Here is a 17675-nt window from a genome sequence, read left to right as displayed (position 1 = left end):
ATAATTAGTAAAATACGAATAAAATATGACATATAAAAATTATTTTTTTAACATTTTTATGATTCAACTTTGTAATTTTATTCTACAAAAGCTTTATATCATGAGAAAAATTTTAACCTTCTTACTACTGTTTTTAATAAACAGTATTTCGTATGCTCAGGTTGGGATTAATACTGTTACACCAAATAGTGCTTCAGTACTGGATATAGTTTCCAACCAGAAAGGAATTCTCATTCCTCGCCTTACTGATACTGACCGGGATACCAACCTGGCTGATAATGACGTTTCCACAGTACCTCCTGCAGGTGTAGTAAACGCAAACCTTACCGCAGGAACCCTTATTTTTAATACGACAACGAATAACTTCCAGTATTGGGATGGTACCCTCTGGAGACAGCTTTTTGTTCCCACATCTTCTCAGGCTGGTAACGACGGTGTCGTTAAAGTAAATTCTGGAAACGCAAATGTAAAACCCTCATTCAGTTTAAGTGCTTCAGGAAGCGGCTATGGCCCAAGACAGCAGGTGCTTTATGCCACACCGCTGGTTTTTGCAGCAAGCCCTACTACAAGCTGGCCGGAAACTACTGTTCCATTTCCGGGAGTTACGAGCAATATCTATATTGCAGCTAGCGGTAAATGGAGAGAAAATGAAATTAACGGGCAGGTTCATTTTTGGAGAGTAATTGCTACAATTACTCCGGGTTCCAACTCTTCAGGATCCATAAAAGCTACTTTTAAAAATCCCGATTCCGGTTTTGAAATTAACTCTATCCAGCTGGTTCCAAGCGGCTCCAGTGGAACAGGTAACATTCTTACCTTTTATTTCTATACCATTGCGGACCCTGCGAGTCTTGATCCGGGACGAGGTTATCAGCTTTTTATGGAATCCGATATCAACTGTGGTGTGGTAGTAGATTCCTTTACAAGAGTATCGCTTTTCAAAGATTAACAGTCTAATCTAATTCCTTTTTTAGTGTCAAATGAAACCGGTTTACGAAAGCCGGTTTTTTTTGCTGTTTAAATTTTTTCCGGATTTTTAGTAAAATTAATATCTTCGCTGTAACTGTAAAATATGAATTAATGAAGCTAAAAACTGTAATTGCAAAGATTGAAGAAGAAATCAGCATCAGACAGGCCGAAGATTTTGATAATGTAGGATTGCTCTGTGGGGTTTATGATCGTGATGTATCGGGAATTCTGGTTTGCCATGATGCACTGGAAAACGTAGTAGATGAGGCGGTCGAGAGGAATTGTAATCTGATAGTATGCTTTCATCCTATTATATTTTCGGGATTAAAATCTTTAACAGGGAAGAACTATGTAGAGAGAGCTGTTTTAAAAGCTATTGAAAATAAAGTGGCCATTTATGCCGTTCATACTGCATTTGATAATGATTTCTTTGGGGTGAACCACGGGATATGCACTCAGTTGGGACTAAAGAACATGAAGATTCTTCAGCCTAAGGAAAATAATTTAAAACAATTAACGGTTTTTGTTCCTAAAGACTATTCAGAAAAAGTAAAAGAAGCCATGTTCTCGGCCGGAGCAGGAAATATCGGATTTTATGATGAATGCAGTTTTACAGTAAATGGTAACGGAACATTCAGACCTGTAGAGGGTTCAAATCCGTTTTCAGGACAGCAGGGAGTACGCGAAAATGCAGATGAAGATATGATCTCTGTCATTTTTGAAGATTTTAAACAAGGGCAGATTGTAGGAGCAATGAAGACAGCCCACCCGTATGAAGAAGTAGCGTATCAGGTGTATCATCTGGATAATAAAAATCATCATGCCGGATTGGGAATGTACGGGGATCTGGAGGAGGAAATGGATGAAAAAGATTTCCTTGGATGGGTAAAAGAAAAATTTGGTCTGGAAGTGATAAAACATTCCTCTTTTAACAATAAAAAAATCAAAAGAGTAGGCGTTCTGGGAGGTTCAGGGGCAAGCGGAATAAGATCTGCAGCTGCCAGGAAATGTGACGCTTACCTTACCGGAGATCTTAAATATCACGACTATTTTCTGGCTGAGTCTAAAATGCTGATCTGTGATATAGGACATTATGAATCAGAACAATTTGTTACTCAACAATTATTTGAAATTTTATCACAAAAATTTAGTACATTTGCAATTTCAAAATCTATTGAAAAAACAAACCCAGTAAATTATTTCATTTAAATATGGCAAAAACCAACGATATTTCAGTTGAAGAAAAATTAAGAGCTTTATACGATTTACAGATCATTGATTCAAGATTGGATGAAATCCGAAATACTAGAGGAGAATTGCCAATTGAAGTTGAAGATCTTGAAATTGAGATTGAAGGTCTTGAAAAAAGAGCTGAAAAATTTCATGCTGATATCAAAGATCAGGACGATCAGATCAAAACAAAGCATGAAGTGATTAACCATGCTAAAACTTTAATTGAGAAATACAAATCTCAGCAGGATAATGTAAGAAACAATAAAGAGTTTGAAGCATTAGGGAAGGAAATGGAATTCCAGGATCTGGAAATTCAGCTTGCTGAAAAAAGAATTAAAGAGTTCGGAGCTAAAATTGCTCACAAAAACGAAACTTTAAGCGAACTGAACTCTAAGATCGATGATTTGAAAAGCCACTTGAAATTCAAGAAAGAAGAATTGGATGGTCTGATCTCTGAAACGCAGAAAGAAGAAGAATATCTTTTAGAGCAGTCTAAAGAATTCGCAGGGAAAATTGATGAGAGATTATTGGCTTCTTACAACAGAATCAGAACCAACTCTATCAACGGTCTTGCTGTAGTAGGATTAGAAAGAGGAGCTCCGAAAGGATCTTTCTTCACTATCCCTCCTCAAAAGCAAATGGAAATCGCTCAGAGAAAGAAAATCATTATTGATGAGCACTCTGGAAAAATCCTTGTTGATGATGAATTGGTAATGGAAGAAAACGAAAAAATGAAATCTGTAATTAAATTCTAATTATTGATTTTGACTTATACGAAAGCTGTTTCAGAAATGAAACAGCTTTTTTTTGCGTTTTATGGAATTTTGTTTTGAAAATTAGCCGTAAAAGTTAAAATAATACTTATTTGTTCTTTTTGTTATTGATTATTTCAATTAATTGTTAAAATGTTAAATTATAAACAATTTATTGTATTTATTTGTATATTTGTTGTAATAAAAAATATGGAAGTATTGTGTTTTTTTTAATAATGCAATCTTCAGCAGAAGACAAATACGCAACTCAGTTTTATAGATTATCACAAAAGTAAAATATCTATTCATATAGTTTCATTTACATCATCAAAAATGATTTTTTTATAAATAATATCATTTGGATATTCTGATATTAATGTATGTAGAACCCAAAAAAAATTATATGTAATGAAAAAATTATTGATGGGATTTTTATCTCTTTTGAGTTGTTGTCTTTTAGGGCAGGTAGGGAATGTTGGTATTAATACAGCTACTCCCGGAAGTACATTGGAAATCAACGGAAGTCTTTCAGCGCAATACCGTTTGATATCTGCAGATTACAATATGAGTATTACAGATTATTATGTAGCGTATAACGGAGGCTCTACTGGTACTATAACACTGCCGGCAGCTACGGTGGCTTACCCTGCACAAGGCCATATCAAAGGACGTGTGTATTATATTAAAAATACAGGAAGTTTTAATGTTACCATAACAGCCAACGGGAGTGAATTGATAGACAACCAGCCAGGTACTGCCGTATCATCCATAGGATTGGGGCAGGGATGGTCCGCAATATTGATTAGTAATGGTAACATAGGGGCTGTGGTCACCTGGGAAGCCATAGTGATCAATCCAAATAATGCTATTAATACGATTGTCGGCATGTCATCAAGTTCGATTTATAATTTACCTTCTACGGCTAACTTTAATTCCGGTATTCCGCAGGTACTGCCTTTTACTGCCGGTGAAGTACAGATTAATCAAGGCTCAACTGCTTCCTGGGATGCTGCAAACAACCGCTTTGCCATTAATGAAACGGGAATTTATGAGCTTGATGCTCTGTCTTATTTCGGAGCGGGTGGTACTGTGGGAGTAAGTAGTTACATCGGAGTTAATCTTAGTATTACAAAGAATGGAACGGCTGCATCCAATGTTGTTGCCGGTACCCGGGCAAATATAGGGCAGCTTATTGCCGGAGCCGGAAATACACCTATTTCATTCCATTGTCTGGTCAATCTAGCTGCTGGTGATGTTATTTATTTAACGATGTATAGGGCATCTTTTGATACTGCTACGGGAACAGTGCAGTCACAGGCTCCTTCGGGGGTATCTGAATCCCGTCATTTTACACTCAAAAAATTATAAGCAGATGAAGGAAGAATATTTTCTGTAAATAAAAAACCGCTTCATTGTAGAAGCGGTTTCTGCTTTTATTCCTGATGATCATACATATTTATTGTACAAACCAATAAATTTTCTTTTACGGGTTTTCTTTTCAGTTTTAGAGTTGAAGTAAGCAGTACGCTTTTTGTGTCGTGTGTCTCGGTGGTTTTTGGACACAGGGTGAAATCATATTTGTTTTTAATCGTAGTGTCTGTATTTTTTTAAAGTATAGCAGGTGATATTTGAAACATTTTTAACATATTGTATTTATTTGTATATTTGTTTTAATGAAGTATGTGAAGTTTTGTGTATTTTAGAATAAATAGACGAGCTTCAGTAGCAGATAAACAGGCAACTCAGTTTTATAGATCATCAAAAGAATAAAATACTATTAATTATAGTTTCATTCATATAATCAAAAATGATTTTGTATAAAATAATATCATTTGTGCATTCTGATATTCAAATTATACACAACCAAAAAATTATATATCATGAAAAAATTATTAATGGGGTTTTTATCTCTTTTAAGTTATTGCCTTCTAGGGCAGTTAGGGAATGTTGGTATTAATACAGTCAATCCCGGAAGTACATTGGAAATCAACGGAAGTCTTTCGGCGCAATACCGTCTGATATCTGCGGATTACAATATGAGTATTACTGATTATTATGTAGCTTATAACGGAGGCTCTACCGGTACCATAACGCTGCCGGCAGCTACGGTGGCTTACCCCGCACAAGGCCATATTAAAGGACGGACATATTATATTAAAAACACAGGCAGTTTCAATGTTACCATAACAGCCAATGGAAGTGAGCTGATCGATAATCAGACAGGTCTTCCCGTATCATCCATTGGTTTAGGACAGGGATGGTTTGTCATGCTAATAAGTAACGGAGATGCAGGAGGTGTAGTCACCTGGGAAGCCATAGTTATCAATCCGACTACTTCTATTAATACTATTATCAGTATGTCAACAAACTCTACTTATAATTTACCCTCGACTGCTAATTTTAATTCCGGTATTCCACAAGTACTGCCTTTTACTGCCGGCGAAGTACAGGTTAATCAAGGCTCAACTGCTTCATGGGATGCTGCAAACAACCGTTTTGTTATAAATGAAACAGGTATCTATGAACTGGATGCTTTGTCCTATTTCGGAGCTGGAGGTACTACAGGCACCAGCAGTTACATTGGCGTTAATCTGGGTATTACAAAAAATGGAATAGGTGCAGCGAACGTTATTGCCGGTACCCGTGCAAATATTGGACAGGCTGTTGCTGGTGCTGGAAATACACCCGTTTCATTCCATTGCCTGGTAAATTTAATAGCAGGTGATGTTATTCATTTAACGATGTATAGAGGGGCTTTTGACTCTGCTACAGGAACAGTGCAGTCACAGGCACCTGCCGGTGTTTCTGAGGCCCGCCATTTCAGTCTGAAAAAATTATAAACGAGAATGGAAAATAATTTGTGCAGATAAAAAAACCGCTTCATTGTAGAAGCGGTTTCTGTTTTTATTCATGATGATCATACATCCTGTTGTATAAAGCCATAAACTTTTCTTTTACGGCTTTTCTTTTCAGTTTTAGCGTTGGAGTAAGCAGACCGCTTTCGATGCTCCATACTTCAGGAGTGAGCTCAATTTTTTTGATTTTCTCCCAGTTTCCAAGGTGTTCATTGATACCTTCGATTTCCTTTTCAATTCTTTGCTTCAATTCAGGGCTTTTTGCAATCTCTTCCGGTGTAGTGCCGATGTTCAGGTTATTTCTCATCGCCCAGCTTTTTGCAAATTCAAAATCAGGCTGTACCAGGGCACATGGCATTTTTTCACCATCACCTACCACCATGATCTGCTCTATGAATTTTGAAGCTTTCGCTAAGTTTTCAATCGTCTGAGGGGCAATATATTTTCCTCCGGAAGTTTTGAACATCTCTTTTTTACGGTCAGTGATCTGTAAAAATCCGTCACTGTCGATATGTCCTATATCTCCGGTTTTGAAGAATCCATCCTCTGTAAATGCTTCTTTTGTCATTTCCTCATTCTGGAAATATCCTTTAAATACGGACGGACCTTTTACCGTAATTTCACCATCTTCCTGAATTTTAACCTTTAAATTATCCAATGGAATTCCTACAGTTCCCACTTTCATCTTATCAAAACTGTTCACAGAGATTACAGGTGATGTCTCTGTTAAACCATAGCCTTCAAGAATCGGAATACCAGCATTCTGGAACATCAGGTTGAGCCTTGTGGATAATGCTGCAGACCCTGAAACCAACGTTACGATTTCACCGCCTAAACCTTCTCTCCATTTAGAAAATACAAGCTTGTCGGCAATGATTTCCTGAAGTCCGGATGGTTTTGAGATGGTTTTCTTTTTGGTGATCAGATTCAGTGCCCAGAAGAAAATTTTAGATTTTAATCCCCCGGCTGAAGATCCTGTATTGTAGATTTTGTCATATACTTTTTCTACCAGTCTTGGTACTACAGTCATATAATGAGGCTTCACTTCTTTTACGTTTTCACCCATTTTCTCGATGCTTTCAGCAAAATAAAGGGAAAAACCGTTGTACTGATAAAGATAGAACAGCATTCTTTCAAAAATATGACAGATGGGAAGGAAGCTTAATGCCCTTGTTTCCTTATAATCCAGACTTCTTTTCTTGGGGATTCTTGGGATAGCTCCCAATACGTTTGAAACAATATTATTATGCGTCAACATTACTCCTTTCGGTCTTCCTGTAGTTCCGGAAGTGTAAATAATTGTGGCAAGATCTTCTGTGTTAATCGCATTAGAAAGGTCATCTACTTCAATTTGGGTAGATTCATCCTTACCCAGATCCAGGATTTCTCTCCAGTTGGCTGCTCCACTGATATTGTCAAAAGTAAAAATACCCTGTAAGCTCGGGATATTGTGTTTTACTTTCATTACTTTATTCAACAGCTCTTTATCGGAAACAAAACAATACTGAATTTCAGCATTATTGAAGATGAATTCATAATCTTCAGGAGAAATACTCGGATAAACCGGTACCGAAACAACGCCGATCTGAGAAAGTCCAAAATCCATGATAGCCCATTCTGTGCGCGAATTGGTTGTAATCAAAGCAATTTTATCACCCGGTTTTATACCAAGTTTCAATAATCCTCTGGATATCTTATTTCCCTCATTAATAAACTCCTGTGTAGAAGTTTTTTTCCACTCCCCATGATATTTGGTTACAAACATATCCGTTTTAGGATATTTTTCTAAAGCATAGTGTGGAATATCGAATAATCTCTTGATCGTCATGATTTTTTACGTAATTTATAAAGAAATTTAAATATAAGCATTTTTTTTAATTGAAACCATCCGAAGGTAAGAATTAGAAATTAGTTAAATGCTTGCCATAACAGTTTGAATCAAAAAGAAGGCCGGAAGCCCTGAAGCAGGGATTTTATATTTTCAATGATTCTTTTATAATGGTTTATTTTTCTCCAGGTTTTTTATATTGCCTTCTCAACCCATTATCCCGGATCCCCAAACGCGTATCCATTATCATAAAACCTCCCCAAACCTCCCTTTTTTCCGCTTTTAATTTATTTTTTCAGATTTGCTTAAAAAGTGTAAATTTACGGCTATCTAATTATTTTTTTTATGGACTTTAATTTATCGGAAGAACAGCTGATGATTCAGCAGGCAGCAAGAGATTTTGCACAGAACGAACTTTTACCTGGAGTGATTGAAAGAGACCGTGACCAGAAATTCCCTGCAGAACAGGTGAAGAAAATGGGAGAAATGGGACTTTTAGGAATGATGGTAGATCCAAAATACGGCGGTGCAGGTATGGATAGCGTTTCTTACGTACTTGCTATGGAAGAAATTGCAAAAGTGGACGCTTCTGCAGCTGTTGTGATGTCTGTAAACAACTCATTGGTTTGTGCCGGTCTTGAAAAATTCGCTTCTGAAGAGCAAAAAGTAAAATATCTTACTCCACTGGCAAGCGGACAGGTAATTGGAGCATTTGCATTATCTGAGCCGGAAGCAGGTTCTGATGCAACTTCTCAGAAAACTACTGCCGAAGACAAAGGAGATTACTACCTTTTAAATGGTATCAAAAACTGGATCACCAATGGTGGAACAGCTACTTATTATATCGTAATTGCACAGACAGATCCTGAGAAAAAGCACAAAGGAATCAATGCTTTCATCGTTGAAAGAGGATGGGAAGGATTTGAAATCGGATTAAAAGAGGACAAATTAGGAATCAGAGGAAGTGATACTCACTCTTTGATCTTTAATAACGTAAAAGTTCCGAAGGAAAACAGAATCGGTGCTGACGGATTCGGGTTCAACTTTGCTATGGCAGTATTGAACGGAGGAAGAATCGGTATTGCTTCTCAGGCTTTAGGTATTGCTTCAGGTGCTTACGAACTGGCATTGAAATATGCTAAAACAAGAAAAGCTTTCAAAACTGAAATCATCAACCACCAGGCGATTGCATTCAAATTGGCGGATATGGCTACTCAGATTACTGCTGCAAGAATGCTGTGTTTCAAAGCGGCTTGTGAAAAAGATGCAGGAAAAGATATTTCTGAAAGTGGAGCTATGGCAAAACTATACTCTTCTCAGGTAGCAATGGATACTACTATTGAAGCAGTGCAGATCCACGGTGGATACGGATATGTGAAAGAATATCACGTAGAAAGATTAATGAGAGATGCAAAAATCACTCAGATCTATGAAGGAACTTCTGAAATTCAGAAAATCGTGATCTCCAGAAGCATCGCAAAATAACATTTTATAAAACACACTACCTATGAAAAAATCTTTGTGGATCACCCTTGGGGTTGTACTGCTGTTACTGGGCGTATTTGTCTGGTATAAGTACTATTTTGTTTTCGGAGAAGGAGTAAAATCCGGATACCTGAACTATGCTATGAAAAAAGGATATGTCTTCAAAACTTATGAAGGCAAGCTGATTCAGGAAGGCTTTGGAAGAGGAAAAACAGGAACTATTACAAGCTATGAGTTTGAATTTTCTGTAGATGACCCCGAAGTTTTCAAACAACTGGAAACCAACAGCGGTAAAACTTTTGACCTGCATTACAAAGAGTACAATGGTGCACTTCCCTGGAGAGGAAACACAAAGTTCATTGTAGATAAAGTAGTGAATATGAAATAAAACAAATAAGGCTCTCAATTTGAGGGCCTTATTTTACACCAAATCACAAAATATTAATATATGAAATAAAATTTCCTAATTTACTTTTGAACCCTGTCTTACAACGAAGATTCTTTACATTTTGCTTATACTTAAAGTTAAGAGTTATTTTTCTAATAAGCAAGCACTTTTTTAACGTTTGATAAAATTAAACATTAGTATCGAACTTCAATTCTAAACCTCATTAAAAAAATATTAAAAATCTGCGCTGAGTAAAGATTGAAACCTAGTGAGAATCGTTATTTGGAATGTTTTTGTTTCTCTTTTTATAGAAATAATATCCAATACCGGCAATCAGGAATAAAGGCCATAATGGAAGAATAAACAGGAATATGGAAGTGATCACATCCCAGCCGGATTCAATGGCTGCCAGTGATTTTCCACCAAAAGTTTTAGGCTCTGTTTCTGCTTTGGTGTTCTCACTGATATTTACATTGATCGTACAGATCGCATTGTCCGTATAGTTACGCCCCGAAACCTGAATATCTTTTGTATCAATATCTCCAACATTGCTGTTGATGGCATCCATTAACCCATCAAAATGCTGCATAGGAACTTTGATATCCAGACTGTATATTTTTTGATCCTCTCCATGAGGGCTGGCTGATTCTACATAAGACAGATTTTCACTTTTGATATACCCGTTATTTCTGTTTGCTTCTTCCCGGATAATTTCCTTTACCGTTTCCACATTCTCTGCGGTTATAGAAAGATATCCTGATTTTACCATTTTATCTTTAGGCATATTCAGTTCGTAACTGTCATTCTTAGGCTTTTCTTTATAAATGATTTTGGTTTCTTTAATAACCTTCGGAGCGGGAGTTTTTACTGCAACTTTCTCAGATTTCTTTGTTATAGAATCTTTTTTCTCAATTTTTGATTCCAGTTTTGTATTGGCCATTTTATCAGATAAAGAATCTACCATTTTGGAGGTGTGTTCTATCTTTTCCTGGATGTCATTTTTAGTATTCTCAAAATCTTTTATTTTAATATTGGCAGAATCCATAACCTGGTTTACTGTTTTACTGGCATTTTCAACGGTTTCTGTAGCAGCTGTAGCCGCACTGTCGGCTGAATGGATGGCTTCATGTATTTTATCCTGTGTAGCTTCCGCTTTTTTACACATAATGAAAGTGCTTGCTGCAGCAGCGAGTAAGATGAACTTTTTCATAAGATTAATTTTTTTGATGAAGTAAAATTAGAAGGGAAGTTCTTGTAAAGATTGTAAATGAAATGTATTGTGCTGGTAAAATTATAACTGTTGTATTTTCAATATTTTGTATTTGTTTTACAAAAGATTTACAAAATGTTTTTCTGAGTTTTGATGGGATGAGAAAAGAATTTATACTTCGTAATGCAGCATTTAATAACAGGATTTTATTATTTATGGATTTGGATTCCTACGGAATGGCAAACAGAACGCTGAATTTATCCATACATTTTGTCGTCTCGCCAAATATTAGTTCGGAAAACTGAAATTCCCATCCTTTGGAGGGGTGGCAAAAATTCAAAGAATTTTTGACGGGGTGGTTTCATACGATATATTATAAAAAAATCCGCAGAAAACGTCTGCGGATCTATATTTCGAACAATTTCGCTTTTTGCGATTTTGCCTGTTTACTTCTTAATTTTCTCTGAACTCACTGATAAAGTGTAATTTCACATTCGGGAATTTCTCCTGAGTCATATGAATTGTGAAAGAAGAGTCTGCAAGGAATACCAATTGATTGTATTTATCTCTTGCCAGGAATCTCTGCTTTAATCTTGCAAATTCTTTGAATTCTTCAGACTTTTCATCAGCTTCTACCCAACATGCTTTGTGCATAGATAGCGGTTCATAAGTACATTTTGCACCATATTCATGCTCTAGACGATATTGGATAACTTCGTATTGAAGGGCTCCAACCGTTCCAATGATCTTTCTTCCGTTCATTTCAAGGGTAAATAACTGCGCAACCCCTTCATCCATCAGCTGATCAATACCTTTCGCCAATTGTTTAGCTTTTAACGGATCGTTGTTATTGATATAACGGAAATGTTCAGGAGAGAAGCTTGGAATCCCTTTGAAGCTTAGTTTTTCTCCGCCAGTCAATGTATCTCCGATTCTGAAACTTCCTGTATCATGTAAACCAACGATATCACCAGGGAAACTTTCTTCCACCACTTCTTTCTTATCTGCAAAGAATGCGTTAGGAGAGGAGAATTTCATTTTTTTACCTTCTCTTACCAGTAAGTAGTTTTCGTTTCTTTTGAAGGTTCCCGAAACAATCTTCACGAATGCAAGTCTGTCTCTGTGCTTAGGATCCATATTCGCGTGGATTTTGAAAACAAATCCTGTGAAAGTGCTTTCCTCAGGTTTTACCAGACGGGTATCACTTTCCTTAGGCTGTGGCATTGGAGCAATATCAATGAAAGCATTCAATAATTCACGTACTCCAAAGTTATTTAAAGCTGATCCGAAGAATACCGGCTGAAGATCGCCTTTCATATAATCCTCACGGTTAAACTCAGGATAAACAGACTGGATCAGATCAAGCTCTTCTCTTAAAGTTTTGGCTGCTTTTTCACCAATTACATCGTCAATAGCAGTATCATTGATATCATCAAACTTAATAGAATCTCCAACTTTCTGCTTTTTCTCTTCCAAGAATAACTGAATATTGTCTTCCCAGATGTTATAAATTCCCTGGAAATCACTTCCCATACCAATCGGTAAAGAAAGAGGACAAACTGTTAATCCTAATTTTTGTTCTACTTCATCCAAAAGATCGAAGGCATCTTTACCTTCACGGTCCAGTTTATTGATGAAAACCAGCATCGGAATGTTTCTCATCCTACAAACCTGTACAAGTTTTTCAGTTTGTTCCTCAACCCCTTTTGCCACGTCAATTACAACGATTACGGAGTCTACAGCAGTTAATGTTCTGTACGTATCCTCAGCAAAGTCTTTGTGGCCTGGAGTATCGAGAATATTGATTTTGTGGTCTCTATATTCAAAAGCCAATACGGAAGTCGCAACAGAGATCCCTCTCTGTCTTTCAATTTCCATAAAGTCGGAAGTAGCTCCTTTTTTTATTTTGTTGGATTTTACCGCACCCGCTTCCTGAATAGCTCCCCCGAAAAGAAGTAACTTTTCTGTAAGAGTTGTTTTTCCGGCATCCGGGTGGGAAATGATCCCGAAGGTCTTTCTTTTTTGTATTTCTTTGATTAAGTCTGACATATCGTATTTTGAAGTTGCAAAAATCGTGATTTTTTACGAGGTTTTCAAATTTAAATGAAGACAATATCAATTAGACAGAAGAATAGAAGGATATTCAGGTTTCAGAATGACGAATATAGCGATGAAGCGTTTAATAGCTGGCTTTTTTTTTAATGCAGTTGATCAGACTATTATTTTTAGTAGCAACATAAAAACATACAGCAGTCCGGCAGCAATCAGGATAACAATGGATGCCATGATATATTCAAAAATCCCCAATTCTGTTTTTTGGGGTTCTGAACTAAGATTGTACTGATCAATCGCCTGCTGACTTATTTTCAGATCCGGACGAAACTGTTGAATCCCTTTTAGAAAATGACGGTACAGATCATATCGGTTACCTACAATTACCAGTTCAAAATTGAAATCAACACGTGTTGGTCCGATTTCTCCAGCTTTATTTTTCAGGTAGACCTGCAATGTTGTTTTGCCAGATTTTACGGTCTGGGTGTTGAAAACATGTACATCGGTGGATGAGTTCTGCGCTGGTTGAAGGTCGTGATATAATATGGTTTCAATGATTGCATTCCGGTTGTTATAGAAAGTAACTCCTTTTTCATCCACAACGGCTTTTCGGATCTTTTGTTTTTTTCTGTACGTTAAAGCCATTATCAAAGCGATACAACAAAATATAAGAAGCAGTTGGGCAATAAGAAGTGTGAAAAAGATACCAGGATCATGTTCCAAATATGGACTGAAATTATGGTAAATAAGATTGAAAACAACCCCGATTACCACCATAATCAGAATAACAGAAATCCAGAGAATTCCCATGAGAAAATAAGTAATGGGTGTGTTGATTTTGGATTCTATGGTCTGGAATTTTTCAATCATATTAATTCTTAGCTTAAGTTAACAAAAATACAAACCCGCATATAAGTGCCGCCATAATAAGTGCTGCCAGAAATAAAAGCCAGCCTCCCAACGAAATCCCTTTGCTGTTCACTTTCCAGGTTTCTGTATCAATACAATAGCTTCGGAAAACGAGAGGGTCTATCTTCAAATCAGGACGGAAAGTAACAATGCCGTATAGGAAACGGGCATACAAAGTAGATTTGTTTTTTACCACTTTTAAAGGAAGATTCATATCAATACGTCTTGGAGTTTCTTCTTTTTTATCAGATAAGATTGTTATTTCCAGTAAAGGAGCAATACCTGATCCCACGGGATTGACTGTATAAATATCAAAATTCTGTTTTGAAGGCCGGAGATCTGTGTAGAGGATCTGATCCACAATTTCATTTCTTGAATTATAAAATAAAAGTCCGGTTTCATCCACCACAATCCTACGGGCTAATTTTTCCCTTTTGATCATATAATAGCGGATAACAGGAATCAGAATTACCAATGAAAGTCCCCAGCCAACTAGGGCAGGGTATAGCATAGCTTCAAATCCTTTTTTGTAAATTCCGTAAGCAGGTCCTAAAACAAAAAGCAAAGTGAAAGGAATAAAGATCACAAAGAAAAGGGCATTCAGAACAACAGTCATCAATCTGTTGGTTGTAGACTCAATTCTTTGGAATGGAAATTCTGTATGCATTTTGTGATGTTCATGGATAAAGAAGCGAAAATAAGAAATTCCTTTTTTAGTTGCCTGTAGCAGTCAAAAAAATTATCTTTGTTTCTCATAAACTTTTACAGAAAAAGGATGGAAAATAGCAAATATCCGAAGTTTACATTCACATGGTTTGGCGGTGTCGTTTTGGTAGTTGGATTATTCGTGGGAACAATGGCTGTTTCTTTATTCAGCACTTTATGGAAAGTTGTTTTCCGGGAAAATATCGAATTAAAAGACTGGTTTCTGATGGTAGCGAATTCTGTGGGATTCCTTACAGCTATTGCCTTCTTCGATTTTTTCATTGTAAGACGTACCACTCAAAAGAGGCTTAATTTCAATTTATCATCGGTTAATTTTTCTACCTACCTTCTCATTTTTCCAATGATGGCCGGGATGATGTTTATTTCCGAATTTATTGCCGCTCAGATCCCAACCACAGGACCTTTTTTTGGTAAATTTTATGAATATTTTACCCAGCTGATGAGCCAATTGACAGATAATCCTGTTGTAATGATTATCATGACCGTTATTATGGCACCGGTTTTTGAGGAAATTATTTTCAGAGGAATTATTCAGAAAGGATTGATCAATAAAGGAGTAGAACCATGGAAGGCGATTCTGTATGCCTCCATTATTTTTGGGGTGGTTCATGGAAATCCATGGCAGTTTATCAGCGCTGTAATGCTGGGTTGTGTACTGGGATTGGTTTATCATAAAACAAAGTCTTTGCTGATGCCGATATTACTGCATGCGTTTAATAATTTAACCCTGTCATTATTGGTACTTTATGGTAAAGATGAAAGTTTTGCAAAGGTTCTTCATGTTTCAGAATGGCTTGTACTAGCTGTTGGAATTGTACTTTTCTCTTTGTTCTATTATCTTTTTATGAAAAAGTATAAAGTACATTATGCTGAAATGTAAGTAACCTGATTAAAAAAGTAAAATTGAAAATGAATATAGAAATGGAATTATTAGTAGCTACACACAACGAACATAAAAAAGAAGAAATCCAACAGATCCTGGGAAGTGATTGCGTGGTGAAAAGCCTTACCGATTATCATATTCACGAAGAAATTGTAGAAGATGGTGATTCTTTTCACGCCAATGCTCTTATCAAGGCCAAATATTGCTTTGAAAAAACAGGTGTTCCAAGTTTGGGAGATGATAGCGGTTTGGTCGTAGAATCTTTGGATGGAAGACCTGGGATTTTCTCAGCCCGTTATGCCGGAGATCATGATTTCGCAAAAAATATCGAAAAGGTATTGGAAGAAATGCAGGGAATTGAAAATAGAAAAGCTTATTTTGTGACGGTTCTGTGTTATTATGATGAAAATGGCGCTCAATATTTTGAAGGTAGAGTTCATGGAAATTTATTGACGGAAAATAAAGGCTTCAAAGGTTTCGGATATGATCCGATTTTTGTTCCTGAAGGATACGAAAGAACCTTTGCTGAAATGGATCCTGAAGACAAGAATAAAATCAGCCACCGTAAACAGGCATTAGACCTATTTATGGATTTTTTAAAAGTAACTGATTAAGTTTAAATATCAGGGCGAAATCCCCATTTATATTTTCTGTTGTACATTTGTTATCATAAATTATTGATTTGAGTACTTATTTAACAATATTAGGTTTTAACTCTGCGATTCCAACCATCAATACATCACCCACAGCACAGCTGCTGGAAATGGAAGAAAGACTCTTTCTGATCGATTGTGGAGAAGGTACACAGGTACAGCTGAGAAAGGCAAAAGCAAGATTTTCAAAAATCAATCATATTTTTATTTCCCATCTTCATGGAGATCATTGCTTCGGACTTCCGGGGCTTATAGCTTCTTTCCGTTTGTTAGGAAGAGATATGCCTTTGCATGTTTATGGTCCTAAAGGTATTAAGAAGATGCTGGAAACCATTTTTCAGATCACAGAAACCCACCGGGGTTTTGAAGTGGTTTATCATGAACTGGATAAAGATTATTCTGAAAAAATATACGAGGACAACAGGATAGAAGTATACACTATTCCGTTGGATCACAGGATATACTGTAATGGGTATCTTTTTAAAGAAAAACCGAAAGACAGGCATCTCAATATGAAAGAGATTGCCAAGTACAGCGAAATTGAAACCTGCGATTATCACAATATCAAAGCAGGGAAGGACTTTGTACTAAGCGATGGGTATGTCCTTAAAAATGAAATTCTGACTGTTGATCCGGCTCCATCGGTATCCTATGCATTTTGCAGTGATACCCGTTATCTTGAAAGTGTGATTCCTATTATTAAGAATGTAACGGTTCTGTATCATGAATCTACATTTTTACATGATTTGAAGGAAATGGCAGATTATACAGGCCACACCACAGCTTTGGAAGCAGCTACCATTGCTCAGAAAGCTCAGGTTGGAAAACTGATTTTAGGCCACTTTTCTAACAGATATGGAGATCTGACCGTATTTACTGATGAAGCGAGAGAAATATTTCCCAATACATTTTTACCAAAAGCATTGGAGAGTGTAAAGATTTAGAATGAATATGTTGAAATTTGAAGAACTCAGAGATTTTCTCAACGAAAAAGCAGATCAGTATAACGATCCTGATTTTATTGAAAATGACCCGATACAGATTCCACATCGTTTTTCTTTAAAACAGGACATTGAAATTGCAGGATTTCTGGCAGCCACAATTTCCTGGGGAAACAGAAAGTCGATCATTAATTCTGCAGATAAGATGCTTGGTATTATGGGAAATTCACCCTATGATTTTGTTATGAATTATTCAGAAAAAGATCTGGAAAGTATTCAGGATAAAAGCATTCACAGAACGTTCAACGGACAGGATTTTTCCTATTTCATCAGACAGTTCAACAGAATTTATAATGAAAATGAAAGCCTGGAAAGTTTATTTAAAGTAAAAGAATCAGAGAATAACTTTCTCCACGCTATAGAAAGATTCAGAAGTCGTTTCCTGGAAACAGAAAAGCACAGAAGCCATAAACACATTAGTTCACCTTATAAGAATTCCTCTGCCAAAAGGATTATTATGTTTTTGAGATGGATGGTGCGTAAAGATAAAAGAGGAGTAGACTTTGGAATCTGGGAGAATATAGATCAGAAAAATCTTTCCATTCCTCTGGATGTGCATACCGGAAATATCTCCAGAAAATTAGGCTTGGTTTTCCGAACACAGAACGATTGGAAAACGGTAGAAGAGCTTGATATTGCCATCAGAAAGTTTGATGAAAATGATCCTGCAAAATATGACTTTGCATTGTTTGGATTAGGAGTGACAAAGGAACTGTTGTAAAAATATAAAG

Annotated in this window: 16 protein-coding genes; 11 read left to right on the top strand and 5 right to left on the bottom strand. The window is 36.5% G+C overall.

Translation table 11 applies throughout. The features are described 5' to 3' along the window. Positions 1 to 100 precede the first annotated feature (100 nt). The 5 genes from DDF69_RS13020 (at position 101) to DDF69_RS13000 (ending at position 5794) form a co-directional block, all read left to right on the top strand. Positions 101 to 949, top strand: a complete 849-nt coding sequence (locus DDF69_RS13020) for a hypothetical protein (RefSeq protein WP_228411989.1) — start codon at positions 101 to 103, stop codon at positions 947 to 949. A gap of 131 nt (positions 950 to 1080) precedes the next feature. Next, positions 1081 to 2178: a Nif3-like dinuclear metal center hexameric protein gene (locus DDF69_RS13015; protein WP_114821163.1), complete on the top strand. Its 1098-nt coding sequence runs from the start codon at positions 1081 to 1083 to the stop codon at positions 2176 to 2178. A 2-nt stretch (positions 2179 to 2180) separates the two neighbouring features. After that, positions 2181 to 2957 carry a zinc ribbon domain-containing protein gene (locus tag DDF69_RS13010; protein ID WP_114821162.1) on the top strand — a complete coding sequence of 259 codons (777 nt, stop codon included), beginning with the start codon at positions 2181 to 2183 and terminating at the stop codon, positions 2955 to 2957. A gap of 405 nt (positions 2958 to 3362) precedes the next feature. Further along, entirely contained in the window at positions 3363 to 4322 is a 960-nt protein-coding gene (locus DDF69_RS13005; RefSeq protein WP_114821161.1) for a hypothetical protein, read from the top strand. Between the two features lie 512 nt (positions 4323 to 4834). Further along, positions 4835 to 5794, top strand: a complete 960-nt coding sequence (locus DDF69_RS13000; RefSeq protein ID WP_162800930.1) for a hypothetical protein — start codon at positions 4835 to 4837, stop codon at positions 5792 to 5794. Positions 5795 to 5858: 64 nt separating this feature from the next. Here DDF69_RS13000 and DDF69_RS12995 read toward each other — a convergent pair whose 3' ends face one another. Beyond that, entirely contained in the window at positions 5859 to 7637 is a 1779-nt protein-coding gene (locus DDF69_RS12995; protein ID WP_114821159.1) for an AMP-dependent synthetase/ligase, read from the bottom strand. Positions 7638 to 7982: 345 nt separating this feature from the next. On the opposite strand from DDF69_RS12995, the gene DDF69_RS12990 reads away from it, so the two are divergent. Then, a complete protein-coding gene (locus DDF69_RS12990; RefSeq protein ID WP_034695304.1) occupies positions 7983 to 9122 on the top strand; it encodes an acyl-CoA dehydrogenase family protein in 1140 nt (379 codons plus the stop codon). A 22-nt stretch (positions 9123 to 9144) separates the two neighbouring features. After that, complete coding sequence (locus DDF69_RS12985; protein WP_034695305.1) at positions 9145 to 9510, top strand: hypothetical protein; 366 nt, start codon at positions 9145 to 9147, stop codon at positions 9508 to 9510. A 265-nt stretch (positions 9511 to 9775) separates the two neighbouring features. Here the strand turns inward: DDF69_RS12985 and DDF69_RS12980 are convergent, their stop codons facing one another. From DDF69_RS12980 to DDF69_RS12965, 4 genes are all read right to left on the bottom strand, one after another. Next, positions 9776 to 10720, bottom strand: coding sequence for a DUF4349 domain-containing protein (locus DDF69_RS12980; protein WP_114821158.1), 945 nt, complete (start codon positions 10718 to 10720; stop codon positions 9776 to 9778). Positions 10721 to 11173: 453 nt separating this feature from the next. Continuing rightward, positions 11174 to 12769 (bottom strand): peptide chain release factor 3, encoded by a 1596-nt coding sequence (locus DDF69_RS12975; protein WP_114821157.1) that lies wholly within the window; start codon positions 12767 to 12769, stop codon positions 11174 to 11176. 162 nt (positions 12770 to 12931) lie between these two features. Next, positions 12932 to 13642 (bottom strand): hypothetical protein, encoded by a 711-nt coding sequence (locus tag DDF69_RS12970; protein WP_114821156.1) that lies wholly within the window; start codon positions 13640 to 13642, stop codon positions 12932 to 12934. A gap of 13 nt (positions 13643 to 13655) precedes the next feature. Then, on the bottom strand, positions 13656 to 14348 hold the full coding sequence (locus DDF69_RS12965; RefSeq protein ID WP_114821155.1) for a hypothetical protein: 693 nt from the start codon (positions 14346 to 14348) through the stop codon (positions 13656 to 13658). A 108-nt stretch (positions 14349 to 14456) separates the two neighbouring features. On the opposite strand from DDF69_RS12965, the gene DDF69_RS12960 reads away from it, so the two are divergent. The 4 genes from DDF69_RS12960 (at position 14457) to DDF69_RS12945 (ending at position 17665) form a co-directional block, all read left to right on the top strand. Further along, a complete protein-coding gene (locus tag DDF69_RS12960) occupies positions 14457 to 15287 on the top strand; it encodes a CPBP family intramembrane glutamic endopeptidase (RefSeq protein ID WP_114821154.1) in 831 nt (276 codons plus the stop codon). A gap of 41 nt (positions 15288 to 15328) precedes the next feature. Further along, positions 15329 to 15904, top strand: a complete 576-nt coding sequence (gene rdgB / locus DDF69_RS12955) for an RdgB/HAM1 family non-canonical purine NTP pyrophosphatase (protein ID WP_373428000.1) — start codon at positions 15329 to 15331, stop codon at positions 15902 to 15904. A gap of 68 nt (positions 15905 to 15972) precedes the next feature. Next, on the top strand, positions 15973 to 16887 hold the full coding sequence (locus DDF69_RS12950) for a ribonuclease Z (RefSeq protein WP_114821153.1): 915 nt from the start codon (positions 15973 to 15975) through the stop codon (positions 16885 to 16887). Between the two features lie 7 nt (positions 16888 to 16894). Continuing rightward, entirely contained in the window at positions 16895 to 17665 is a 771-nt protein-coding gene (locus DDF69_RS12945; protein ID WP_410494288.1) for a TIGR02757 family protein, read from the top strand. Positions 17666 to 17675: the final 10 nt, after the last annotated feature.

Source organism: Chryseobacterium sp. KLBC 52 (genome assembly GCF_003347605.1).
Classification (GTDB): Bacteria; Bacteroidota; Bacteroidia; order Flavobacteriales; family Weeksellaceae; genus Chryseobacterium.
This window is presented reverse-complemented; position numbering and strand designations above follow the sequence as displayed.